At 61.0% G+C, this 10,758-nt stretch carries 13 protein-coding genes; 1 reads left to right on the top strand and 12 read right to left on the bottom strand.

Features of this window, described 5'->3' with window-relative positions; all coding sequences use genetic code 11:
* Positions 1-861: 861 nt before the first annotated feature.
* Complete coding sequence (locus tag DN412_RS21615; protein ID WP_039015091.1) at positions 862-1,110, top strand: hypothetical protein; 249 nt, start codon at positions 862-864, stop codon at positions 1,108-1,110.
* Between the two features lie 390 nt (positions 1,111-1,500).
* On the opposite strand, the gene DN412_RS21610 is transcribed toward DN412_RS21615, so the two are convergent.
* The 12 genes from DN412_RS21610 to DN412_RS43460 all read right to left on the bottom strand — a co-directional run bounded on the left by DN412_RS21610 (position 1,501) and on the right by DN412_RS43460 (position 10,706).
* Positions 1,501-2,073, bottom strand: a complete 573-nt coding sequence (locus tag DN412_RS21610; protein ID WP_115213455.1) for a PIN domain-containing protein — start codon at positions 2,071-2,073, stop codon at positions 1,501-1,503.
* A 2-nt stretch (positions 2,074-2,075) separates the two neighbouring features.
* A complete protein-coding gene (locus tag DN412_RS21605; protein ID WP_039014334.1) occupies positions 2,076-2,537 on the bottom strand; it encodes an excisionase family DNA-binding protein in 462 nt (153 codons plus the stop codon).
* Positions 2,538-3,814: 1,277 nt separating this feature from the next.
* On the bottom strand, positions 3,815-4,552 hold the full coding sequence (locus DN412_RS21590; RefSeq protein ID WP_244222735.1) for a hypothetical protein: 738 nt from the start codon (positions 4,550-4,552) through the stop codon (positions 3,815-3,817).
* A gap of 103 nt (positions 4,553-4,655) precedes the next feature.
* Complete coding sequence (locus DN412_RS21585) at positions 4,656-4,940, bottom strand: DUF3303 domain-containing protein (RefSeq protein WP_115213451.1); 285 nt, start codon at positions 4,938-4,940, stop codon at positions 4,656-4,658.
* A 765-nt stretch (positions 4,941-5,705) separates the two neighbouring features.
* Positions 5,706-6,371, bottom strand: a complete 666-nt coding sequence (locus DN412_RS21580; protein ID WP_115213450.1) for a GntR family transcriptional regulator — start codon at positions 6,369-6,371, stop codon at positions 5,706-5,708.
* Between the two features lie 36 nt (positions 6,372-6,407).
* Positions 6,408-7,655 (bottom strand): MFS transporter, encoded by a 1,248-nt coding sequence (locus tag DN412_RS21575; protein ID WP_115213449.1) that lies wholly within the window; start codon positions 7,653-7,655, stop codon positions 6,408-6,410.
* An 84-nt stretch (positions 7,656-7,739) separates the two neighbouring features.
* On the bottom strand, positions 7,740-7,958 hold the full coding sequence (locus DN412_RS21570; RefSeq protein WP_115213448.1) for a hypothetical protein: 219 nt from the start codon (positions 7,956-7,958) through the stop codon (positions 7,740-7,742).
* Between the two features lie 14 nt (positions 7,959-7,972).
* Positions 7,973-8,470: a hypothetical protein gene (locus DN412_RS21565; RefSeq protein ID WP_115213447.1), complete on the bottom strand. Its 498-nt coding sequence runs from the start codon at positions 8,468-8,470 to the stop codon at positions 7,973-7,975.
* A 123-nt stretch (positions 8,471-8,593) separates the two neighbouring features.
* Entirely contained in the window at positions 8,594-8,782 is a 189-nt protein-coding gene (locus tag DN412_RS21560) for a hypothetical protein (protein ID WP_115213446.1), read from the bottom strand.
* 25 nt (positions 8,783-8,807) lie between these two features.
* Positions 8,808-9,305, bottom strand: coding sequence for a hypothetical protein (locus DN412_RS21555; RefSeq protein ID WP_115213445.1), 498 nt, complete (start codon positions 9,303-9,305; stop codon positions 8,808-8,810).
* Between the two features lie 47 nt (positions 9,306-9,352).
* Positions 9,353-10,525 (bottom strand): mandelate racemase/muconate lactonizing enzyme family protein, encoded by a 1,173-nt coding sequence (locus tag DN412_RS21550; protein ID WP_115213444.1) that lies wholly within the window; start codon positions 10,523-10,525, stop codon positions 9,353-9,355.
* A gap of 7 nt (positions 10,526-10,532) precedes the next feature.
* A complete protein-coding gene (locus DN412_RS43460) occupies positions 10,533-10,706 on the bottom strand; it encodes a hypothetical protein (protein ID WP_161564023.1) in 174 nt (57 codons plus the stop codon).
* Between the last annotated feature and the right edge of the window lie 52 nt (positions 10,707-10,758).

Genomic DNA, 10,758 nt, shown 5'->3' with positions numbered 1-10,758 from the left:
GCCGCATCGTGAGCTGACCGGGGGTTACGTTGACCATAGCGACCGTTTGCGAGTCCCGTGCAGCGAATTCGAAGTCTAATTTGGCGCTCCGCGGCGGTGTGCCACGCCGCCGCTAAAGTTGTTCCTGTCTATCTGGCTCGCGAGCGTCCGTTTCCCCTTTCACTACGGACATTGGCTTCTTGACCTCCCACTGGCAGAGATGGGTCGGCTAGAGACGACGAGCATGACCGTCCGCGGGGTTCCTCGTCACAGTCCAATAATTTCGTGATCATGAAATTATTTGATTGGGCACTGCTTCGATCTGTCTCCGGCCAGGCCTGCAGCCTAGATCTCCGGGTCTCTGTGAAGCGCTCTGCGAGAGTCTTCCCAAGGGTTTATACTTACCCTCGTCTCCTCTCTTTCTCCGAAAGGGATTCATGCCCGCCCGAGCAGCGGGCATTCTTTTGCCTGTGCTCCTGATCGACTAATCAGAAGTTCTCGGAAAGTCAGGACTCTCTACATCGAGCGCGTGGCCGCTCGTCAGCCTCCGAAGTCGACCTGTCCCTATTCTGCAGACCTTCATGCGTCGTCTCGCAGCGTATCAACATCATTGTCGCGGGCTCCTCGTCTGCGCTGGCGTCGGCAGCCTCCGCGGCGGTGCGCAGATATACTTGCCGAGAGACGATGGCGGCGATCACGATGAAGGCACCGACGCCGAAGGCCAGGGCCAAAATCGGACGGTATCGTGCCATGGAAATCCTACGGGATAGCAGAGGTGATGGTAGCGAGGCAACACGAAGCTGCCACGAGTCTGAGCTACGCCATTGCACGATTGACACCGCCTCCGTTTCGCCGTAGCGAGGCAACACCGCACTGGGCCGGATGAGCATGCCAAAGACGATCACGCCCTTACCGCGCGGCCAATACTGGGCCACACCCCACGCCCCCTTTCCGCTGGACGGTCCGAACGGCCATGACGAAGTCTTCCCTGGCGCCCACTGCGTCAGCGACGGCAAGTGGGTGTCCTTCTATAAGAACGGAGAAGAGGTCTGGGCGTGCAATGCCATCTATGCCGCCGCGCATTTCGACTTTGCTGGCGTTTCGAGCGCCTGCGCGTCGACGGCTAACTGAGGTGCCGGCGGCGCCGACCGACGTCCGCCCCTCCCCCGTTCAACATAACCTCCCAGCAACCCGCAAGATTTCGGTGATCGGGCGTTATGTTGAAATGTGCTTGACCACCTTTTCGACGTGAAAGCCGTCGTCTGCTTGCATGATCTTGTTCCAAGCTCGCTGCAGCACCTGCTTTTGCCGAGGCAATGGCCCCGCCCTACGTAGGAGCAAATGAAGCAAGCCAGTCAAGTCAATCCAATTGTCTACTCAGTGCGTAGACAATGTCCCTGATTGGGAAATCTCAGTGAAGCGATATCCGATTGTCGCCGCCTTGCCATGACGTCTGAGGGCCGAGGATCGGTCGCCACCCGGTGCCAAGATGAGGACGGCTGGCAAAACCGCCCGGGGAATTCAAATTGCCAGACTGTACTGCGTTAGGATCAACACCGTTTGCGTCAGGCCCTGTGCCGAAAGGGTAGTCAAATACTCCGAAGCAGACTTCGGCGGATTCTTCAGAGACGCACGGTGTTCCGCCACTGCCGCTAGGACCTTCCCTGCATTCAGATCAAAGAGGTCCACGACGAAATCGTCCGGGTGGATCGCCTCGACGTTGAACTCCTTGAGTGCGGCTTCCGGGAAGTCCTTCATATTAAACGTGATGATTGCCTCGGAGCCGCTATGAATTGCGGCCGCAACCACATGTCGATCGTCAGGGTCAGGCAGCTTAATGGACTCAATAAGGTGCTCGTACCCGCTAATCAGCGAATCGCGAACACTTCGGTTCATCAGTTCGCGCGTGCCTGCCAGGCGATCCGGGGAAAGCTCCGGCCGCCGCGCAAGGAGGTTGCGAATCCACTCGTCATGAATTTCATTCGTCCACTTGGCACGGTACAGGTCGGTCAGCGCGAGACGCATCAGCAGATCCCGCAGCGGCGCAGGATAGAGAACGCAGGCATCGTAGACTACAGCGAAGTTGGAAGCCATGCTCAATAGCCCATGTCCAGCTCTTGGGCCTGCGCCGCGAGTTCGTCTAGTGCCTTACGTCGCTCGTCATCAATGCGCTGCTTGTAGCTAACAACGTCTTGGTAGAGGACGCGCCGATGCGTGTTGACTTTGCGGAACGGAATCTCCCCCTTCTCTAGAAGCTGAACCAAGTACGGCCGAGAGACGTTAAGCAGGTCCGCCGCCTCTTGTGTCGTCAGTTCGGCGTGAATGGGAATGATAGAGACGGCGTTCCCTTGGCCGATTTCAGCGAGAACCTCGACGAGAAGCCTCAACGCAGAGGTGGGCAATGTGACGCTATGCAACTCGCCCTTGTCAGTCTTGAAGTCGAATTGCTGCGTCTCGGAGCGGCTGTCCAAGGCTACCGCCAGGCTGCGGCTCGATTCACGGGCGATAGCACTTTCGTTTGCCGAAGGCAGCGTCGTGTTGGTGATGGTTGCGTGCATGAAGGACTCCAAATGCTACGTGTCCGTGCATGATAATTCGAAATAATCGAATTCGCAATATCCGAAACGACGCGTCAGCGAAGATGATTCACAGTCACCCGTGATGCCGAGATTTGTGATGTTTTGTACGCAAATTTTGCACCACTAACGAATGTTGCAGCAGCAGAGAAGGCCGAGCCGTGGCTCAGGGGGAACAGCGGGAGGCCGCATCGTCACGAAGATAAGGCCCCGTTATCGTGCCTTATCGCCGCGTCCCAGCCCCGTGCGCTGCGGCAAACCGTTGCTTGCCAGAGTCGACGGAGCGCTACGGCGGTCGCCGGCTGTGGATTCAACCCGTCGATGCAACACACTAGACGCTGCGTGAGCAGTGGAGGAGTGCAACTGATCTACTTCCCGTCAATTAGCCCGTCGCCCGACAGCTTTGAGGACGGACAGCCCGAGATGGGTAAGACGAGGGCTTCCTTGGCCCGAGGAGCCGTTCTCTATCGTAACGAGTTGGTGCCCTACCAGCGCATTAATAGTCATGGGGTCCAAGCATAAAAGGTCAGTAGAATCCTCAATCAAGATCAGTGCGGCGATTTCATGGGGACTCAGCATGTTTGCCTCCTGCTATGTTTGCCTGTATCCCCCGCGCCTATTGTTCTATGCCAAGGCTGCCTAATTGGCGTGCTCACGGTCTACCGCAGAAGCGCCCAAACCGCATAGACTCCGCCCGAGACCACTAGGCAGACTGCATGTGCGAAGTAGTATCTCGCCCCATGATGGGGCGGGCGGGTATGAAAATGGTGAACTATCGGCTTCATGTGCCCACCTTCGCTACCAAAGGTAAGAAAATTGTCCTTCTACCACTGCCAAGATGCGGGCTTGCTTTTGTTATAGCAAACCTTATGCCGGCCCTGCTCCATAGCGCCCGGCGCAAGATGTGCAACGTAGCATCTGCTGGGGCAGATGCCGACACCGCCAACCCGCTGTCATAGAAACACTCGCCGGCCGGGCTGGTGCGGCGGCGGGAGCGGCGTATGGGAGGCCATGCAGTGGCTGCACCAGGTAATCGGGCTGGTGGAGAATTTCATCGCGGGATCTCGTGGGCGGATAACCCTTCGTCTCCCTGTAGCGGCGTCCTTTGAACGCCACGGCGCCATCATGCTCCATGCGCAGCATGTCCAACGCCTCCAACTGGTCGCCGGCACTCTCGCTCAACCGCAACTGTGACCTCGTCCTTTACTGGGCACTGATGTACGGGAGATCGGGAGGCCTAATTAAGCCTGCTGATTGCTTTAGCCCAGACTACCGCCCTGCGGTGGTAACGTAGCAGCGCCCTGCTCGACGAATCGACGCCCGCCTCGCAGCTCACGGCCGGCTTGCCGCAGCGGCAGCGATGAGACCGCATGGCTTAGCGACTGATAGCTCTGGTGCAGCATCGATTCGATGATTGCCCAGTCCGCGTCCGTCATGTCGCCCGCTTCTGCGCGAGCATCGCGAAGCAGCATCGCTTGCGCACGCAGCCGCCCGTGTTCGCGCGTGGCATTCGCGGACACCATGTATAGCGACGCCGCCGCTTCCGCGCAAGCATTGCTCAACTTATCGGGCCCATAACGCTCATGCTCCCGATGTACGATCCACCATTCCAGTTCCAGCCTGGTGGTGCGGGCCACGTCGAAGTTGCGGTCCCCCGTGTTGTGGATCAGGGTGAAATAGGTCTGCAGCGCCGGCAACGCCTTTTCGTAGTCACTGGGCTGCTTCCCCTCCTTGAAGGTGAAGGCGGCAGAGGCGCCGTAATAGGCGCCGACGTACGACCTCAGCCACGGAAATCGATACTGCGTGCGCAGGGTCTGTGCCAGTTCAAGGAAGAGCGAGACGGGTCGGCGATCGTAGTACGAGCGCCACATCTTGGTTTCCAGCGTGCCGGTCGCGATCGGATCGAAGCGGCTCAGGTCGCGGTGCCATGGCCAGAAGAGATCGGCTGCGGCATAGCCGATCAGTAACAAAAGCGCGACCAGGATCGCCCGTCTCAAACGTCCTGGCCGGGCAGCAGTCGAATAGCGCCTCAGCCCGCGAAGGGAGGCGTGCCGGGTTATGTGCATGTCGAATCGCGTTGCTACGCAACAAGCGCCTGGTCTATTTCTTGGCTATGCGCCCGAGGACGGTGGCCAGCTCGGCATCTTCCAGGACCGGCATGATCTCCAGCTCCATCAGATCGCTCCACTGATAGGCGAACTCGGTGAGCTTGGCCGCATCGTCGGTTTCGAGCAGATCGAAGCCCGACCCCAGATCGGCCCTGGTCCATCTGCCCAGTAGCTGGATGCCCTCCGGCGGTAGCCCGCCGGTTCGCAGAAAGCGCTCGATCGCCTCGGCGCGCTGCTCCGTATCCGGAGCCCAATGGAAGGTCATCATGAATTTCATGGCGGCATCTCCTGATGGTGGTGTTATATACGTTCCGGCGCGCCATGCGGATGCGATCGAGCGCGCGCGTCTCCGCACGTGGCGAAATGGGGGAGTTTGTGACCTATCGGGATACCCGGAACGGACGCCGCCCGACGCCTGTCACCCGACGCGGACGGCTGACGGCGCTAGCAGGCGAGGTGCAGGATCGCGTTGGCGCCTTTGGAGTTCGCTAATGCGGATCTTCACGGGGGGATGAAGCGCCTGTGCGTGGGCGCCGCCAAGCGTGGCGCCGAGCGCGAGTCCAACTGTACATGCGAGGCGCCACAGCATGCCGCGTCTTGTCATATCCGTCTCCGTTCGGTGGCCTCGAGGGGGAAGCAGCGGGGCTGGCCAACCTGTTTTGTAGGCTAGATATTATTCAATTATGAATTCTTAATCAAGGACTGCCGCTCGGATAGGCGTGCAGCATGAGGAGAGACGCGCGGGCATCGAGGCCGCCTCTGCGGTACGCAAGGGCCGATAGCGGTGGCGCGGGAGGAGTCCATCCAGTCGATGTCGCGCAGTCGGGCGGGGCATGCTGCCAGTAGGCAGATTGCACGTTTTGGGGACATCTCGCCGACAGCATCTCGCACAGGTGCAAGACGCGTGCGCGTCGAGCGCGAGCAGCATCGGCAGCCCGTCGTCCGCGCCACTGACGATAAAGGTGCGACTGCCTGCGAGCCGTACTACGACGGCTTCCTGTTCGAGAACAGCGGGTCCGCGTTACCACGGTTCTGAAGCGGGCTACAGCCCGCGCGCGTCGATCCTCGCCAGCATCGACGTCAGGATCTTCTCGCGCTCACGTTCGAAACTGCGGATGAGTTGCGCACGGTCCCGTTTTGACATGGCGGCCAACAACGCGTGCTCCAAGTGCGCGATCCGTTGTTCGCCCGGCACCCTCACCTCCGAGGCCAGCGCCCGGTAGCGGTCGGTCAGCCTGATCAGGCGAATCGCCTCGCGCCGCAGGATCTTGTTCGGTGACAGGTCGAACAGTAGTGCATAGAAATCCTGGTATTCGTCGATCCACTCGGCGCGCTGGCCCTGGTCGAGGTAGCTGTCGAGCCGTTCCAGCATGACCTTCAGTGCCTTCATCTGCGTGCTGTCCGGCCAATCGACTGTCTTCAGCAGCTCCCGCTCCAGCAGGAACCGGTAGCGGTAGAGCTGGCGGGCTTCGTCGGTCGAAAGCGGAGCGACGAAAAAGCCGCGATTAGGATCGTGTTCGATGATGCCTTCGGCCGCCAGCAGCTTGAGCGCCTCTCGCACCGGCACGCGGCTGATGCCGAAACGGTCTGCGAGGTCCGACTGGCGCAATTGCAGCCCTGGGGCAAGGGTGCCGCGATTAACGAGCTTGCGGACTTGCTGGGCGATCTGGGCTGGAAGATCGACGCCCTTGACTTCTACATTGTTCATGTTCGGCAGCGGATGGACGGACGGGGATGCCTGTACTCACGACAGGTTCATGCGACTGTACACCGGTTGGAACTGCTCGCGCATGGCTGCGACGTTCGTCATGTACAAAGTCGATGCTAGCAACAGCACCACGCCGCAGGTCATCAGCGCAGCCGGTGTGCCGACGTACTCCGCCGTCCAGCCCCAGAACAAGGCGCCCACGGGCGAAATGCCCAGGAACGCCACCACGTACAGCGACGCGACCCTGCCACGAAAGCCATCGGGCGCTGCGAGTTGGATCAGGGTATTAACTGAAGCCGCCGCCAGCATGGTGCCCATGCCGACGAGGAACAGCATCCCGAACCCCATCCAGACCATCGGCGCCAAGGCGAACCCGATAGTGGCGATAGCCGCCATGGCTGAGGCGAAGCCAATCATCGCCAGCAGCCAGCCAACGCCGCGCCGCATCGCCAGATAGAGCATCCCCGCCAGCGCGCCCAGCCCGGCCGCCCCAAGCAGCATGCCGAGCGTGCGCGAGTCCCCGTGGAAGCGCTCCCGCACGAACCACGGCATCATGGAGGCATGGATCTGGATGGTAAAGCTCATCGTTGCCAGCAACCACAGGCTGTTGCGGCAAGGCGTGAAACGATTCGCGTAGCGCACCCCAGCCGCGAACTGCATTAGCCAAGGCTCCGGCTCCGCCGCTCGAGGCGCGCGCGCCGGGCGCATGGCGCGCAGCGCTGCGATGATCGCAAAGCGCAGAATCGCGTTAGCCGCGAACGCCCACACCTGGCCGAAGGTGGCGATGATGGCGCCCGCGATCGTCGGGCCGACGAAGCGGGCTCCCGCCATCATGCTGGAATTGAGAGCGATGGCGTTGGCAAGGTCCTCCTTGCGCTCGACCATCTGTGACAGGAGCGATTGCCGCGCCGGCGAATCGAACGCATTCACGATGCCGAGCACCAGATTCCCTACCACAATATGCCAGGGCCGCAGCAGGCCGCTCGCCACCAGCGCCAGCATCGTCACGGACTGCGCGCACGCGACGGCATTCGCCACCATCAGCACGCGCCGGGTATCGAGACGGTCCAGCAGCGGCCCCGTCACGGGTGCCATCAGCAGAAAGGGAATCTGCAGCGCGAAAGCGGCCAGGCCGAGAACCAGCGTAGAACCGGAGAGCGCATAGGCCAGCCAGGACGTGGCAATCAATTGCTGCCAGTTGCCCACTTGCGCTGCACCCTGCCCTGCTATGAAGAGGCGGAAGCTGCGGGAAGAGAGCGCACGGAGACCGTGGGGTAACTGCATGAGGGATCTCAAAAAGAAAAAAGAGCGACAGCCAGTTTCCAGGCGCCGCCCAACTCTCGAGCACGAGAAGTCGAAGATCAGCGATCAGGCACCGGCGTTGCCACGCTTCGCCACGCCGGAACGGCTGGCCCGGCTATCCTTCACGAACAGCACGAAAACGTAGAGCCATGCCGCCGCCAGCGCAAAGCAGTCGCGATAGCGCAGCGGACGATAATCCGCATAGCCCAGTCCGGTCGAGCCGATGCACGCGGCGAGCGTGATGAGCAGGCAGATACCGGCAGCAATCCACATGGGTTTCTTCATCGCAGTCTCCCGGTTCAGGCGTCTGCCTGCTGAACTCCGCCCTGCAGCGCACCTGCGCGTTCGCGCGCTCGCACCAGCGTTTTCCATCCGTCCCACAGCCATACCGGCTCGACCTTGGCCTGCAGGATCGTCGCGTAGTGCCCGCCATACGCCAACAGGAGCGAGACGTTCATCAGCAGTTCCTGCGGGCCGGAAAACAACTGGCGCGGCGTGCCGACGATAAAGGTGTTCATCCAGAAGATATTGAACGTAGTCGGCATCTCCAGCACCAGGGCCAGCAGCACGTTCCGGTTTGTCACAAGCAAGATCCCACAGAAGCATTCGAGAAACTTGATGCCCTGGTAGATGTAGATGGCCTTCGCCGCATCCACATAGACGCCGGCGGCTCCTGGTATCTCCGGAATGAAACCGGTGGCGATGTAGCGAACGCTTGAATAAATCAGGTTGGCGCCATAGTAGATCCGCAACCAGGCGACCACGTATCTCCAAGGGGATTGCGCATCCCTGCTCATTTGATGTCTCCTCTGCTTACATTATTGTTCACCGCTCAATGACTTGCCGTCGCTTGTTCGCCGCCGGAAACTGCTAGGCCGGCGGGCGCCAGGGTCGCACCGGCGTCATGCCGATGCGACCACTCACGACTTGTTGCTGCGGCGATCCTTGACGAGCGTCACAATCAGGAAGGTCCACGACACCCCCAGCGCGAAATAGTCGAAATTCCGCAGTGGGCGATAATCCGCATAGCCCAGCCCTGTCGAGCCGATGCACGCCGCCACGGACAAGAACACGCACATGGCCACGCCAATCCACATCTCTTTCTTCATTGCAGTCTCCAGTTCAGGCTTTCGTTCAGGCTTCAATCTGTTGGACCGAGGTAGGCGCGGCGTCGCCGCGTTCGCGCGCGCTTGCGACCTTCTTCAGTCCATCCCACAGCCACATCGGCTCGACCTTCGCCTGCAGGACCGACACGTAGTAACCACCGTAGGCGAGCAGCAGCGCGCCATTCATGAACAGCTCCTGCGGGCCCGTGAAGAGCTGGCGCGGCGTTGCCACGATGAAGGTGTTCAGCCAGAAGATGTTGACCGTAGCCGGCATCTCAAGCATCAATGCCAGCAGCACGCCGCGATTGGTCAGCAGCATCAGGCCAAGCACGCACTCCATGTACTTGATTAGCTGGTAGATGTAGATGTCTGAGGCGGCGGCAACATAGGCCCCGCCAATGCCCGGTATCTCGGGGACGTACGAAGTCAGGATGAAGCGGGCACCTGAGTAGAAAAGGTGCGCGCCAAAATAGATGCGCAACCATAGGATCGCGTACTTCCAGGGTGATTGATTGGCCCTGCTCATGTCTGTCTCCTTGAGATGAATTGAAATCCTGGCGGGTCAGGGGCGCCCTACAGGTTGACCACCCGCGCAGGACGGCCCTCGGTGCGAATCTGCGCGAGCAGTGCCTCGTTCAGTTCCACGCCAAGGCCCGGACCGTCGCCGGGGGATACATGGCCGCGATGGAATCGCGCGCCTTGCAGGGCAAGGTCCGCACCCTGCGGGATGTCTTCGCTGTTCCAGACGCCATGCACGGCCAGCGGCCCGGTGCTCTCGCTGATGAACTGGCAAGCCCACTGGTTCGCCACCCACAGATGGGCGGTCGGACAGGCCTCCACGCCGGAGCCGATCAGCGTGCTGCACATCACTGGCAAGTCGAACATCTGGGCCACGGCGAGGAAGCGCTGCGACTTCAACAAGCCGCCGACCTTCTGCACCTTCAGGATTACGCCGTCGGCTGCGCGCCGCTCGGCGATTTCCTTCAGGTGATGCAACTCCTGCGCTGCCTCGTCGGCGTACAAGGGCGTCTCGATGCGCTGCCGCAGTCGCGCCATGCCCTCGATGTCCCAGTTGGGCAGGGGCTGTTCGACGAAGTCCAGTCGATAGGCATCGAGCTTTCGGATCGTGCGCAGGGCCTGCTCGTAGTTCCACGAGCCATTGGCGTCCAGGCAGATGCGCGCGCTATCGCCCAGCGCCTTGCGCACGGCTGCGGCGGTCGCCACATCGTTGTCGAAGGTGCCGCGCCCCACCTTCAGCTTGAAGGCGACAAAGCCGGCTTCCCGGGCTGCCAGCGCGGCCTCGGCCACCTTGTCCGGCTCGCCGGCGGACAGCACCCAGCCAAGCGGCGCCGATTCGCGTGTGCGTCCGCCGAGCAACTGGTAGACCGGCACGCCCAGTGCCTTTCCCTTCAGGTCGTGCAGCGCGCAGTCGACCAGTCCCTTGGCCTGGTTGTTGTCGCGCGCCAGCGTGTCCATCGCGCCGACGATCTTTTCGATGTTGCACGGGTCTTCACCGAGCAGAATGCGCGGGGCGAATATATCGCAGATCATGCTGACCATCGAGGCCTGGCTTTCGCCGCGGTACCACGAGGACGTATCGCCGGATTCGGCGATGCCCACCAGACCGGTGTCGGTATGCAGCCGCAGCAGCAGCGTATCAAGCTTGGTGATGGTGACATTCGGCAATCGCAGCGGCTTCTTCAGCGGCATCGATACCGGAATGCACTCGACTTTGGTGATTTTCATGGCGGCGTCACTTCCTTCTGACGTCACGGAGCAGCGCAACCACGGCAACCACGCCCGCGGCCAGCGGCGGGCCGTAGTCGTAGATCCGCAGCGGTCTTGCTCCGAAGCTGGTAGAGGCAGCCATGACGATGAATATCGTCGCCACGATCACTGCCACAACAATGACTAGATCCTTAATCACGTTTATCTCCTCCCACCAGACCGGCAATGCATGGCCAATCGGGCGGCTTTCA

It is taken from the genome of Cupriavidus lacunae (assembly GCF_003353055.1).
GTDB lineage: Bacteria > Pseudomonadota > Gammaproteobacteria > Burkholderiales > Burkholderiaceae > Cupriavidus > Cupriavidus lacunae.
The sequence above is the reverse complement of the archived record's forward strand: the minus strand, read 5'-3'. Positions and strand labels throughout refer to the sequence as shown.

What these genes read in the sequence shown, in the direction of transcription:
- DN412_RS21615 (WP_039015091.1), top strand. Translation starts at nt 862, where the DNA reads ATGAGCATGCCAAAGACGATCACGCCCTTACCGCGCGGCCAATACTGG.
- DN412_RS21610 (WP_115213455.1), bottom strand. Translation starts at nt 2,073, where the DNA reads ATGGCTTCCAACTTCGCTGTAGTCTACGATGCCTGCGTTCTCTATCCT.
- DN412_RS21605 (WP_039014334.1), bottom strand. Translation starts at nt 2,537, where the DNA reads ATGCACGCAACCATCACCAACACGACGCTGCCTTCGGCAAACGAAAGT.
- DN412_RS21585 (WP_115213451.1), bottom strand. Translation starts at nt 4,940, where the DNA reads ATGAAATTCATGATGACCTTCCATTGGGCTCCGGATACGGAGCAGCGC.
- DN412_RS21580 (WP_115213450.1), bottom strand. Translation starts at nt 6,371, where the DNA reads ATGAACAATGTAGAAGTCAAGGGCGTCGATCTTCCAGCCCAGATCGCC.
- DN412_RS21575 (WP_115213449.1), bottom strand. Translation starts at nt 7,655, where the DNA reads ATGCAGTTACCCCACGGTCTCCGTGCGCTCTCTTCCCGCAGCTTCCGC.
- DN412_RS21570 (WP_115213448.1), bottom strand. Translation starts at nt 7,958, where the DNA reads ATGAAGAAACCCATGTGGATTGCTGCCGGTATCTGCCTGCTCATCACG.
- DN412_RS21565 (WP_115213447.1), bottom strand. Translation starts at nt 8,470, where the DNA reads ATGAGCAGGGATGCGCAATCCCCTTGGAGATACGTGGTCGCCTGGTTG.
- DN412_RS21560 (WP_115213446.1), bottom strand. Translation starts at nt 8,782, where the DNA reads ATGAAGAAAGAGATGTGGATTGGCGTGGCCATGTGCGTGTTCTTGTCC.
- DN412_RS21555 (WP_115213445.1), bottom strand. Translation starts at nt 9,305, where the DNA reads ATGAGCAGGGCCAATCAATCACCCTGGAAGTACGCGATCCTATGGTTG.
- DN412_RS21550 (WP_115213444.1), bottom strand. Translation starts at nt 10,525, where the DNA reads ATGAAAATCACCAAAGTCGAGTGCATTCCGGTATCGATGCCGCTGAAG.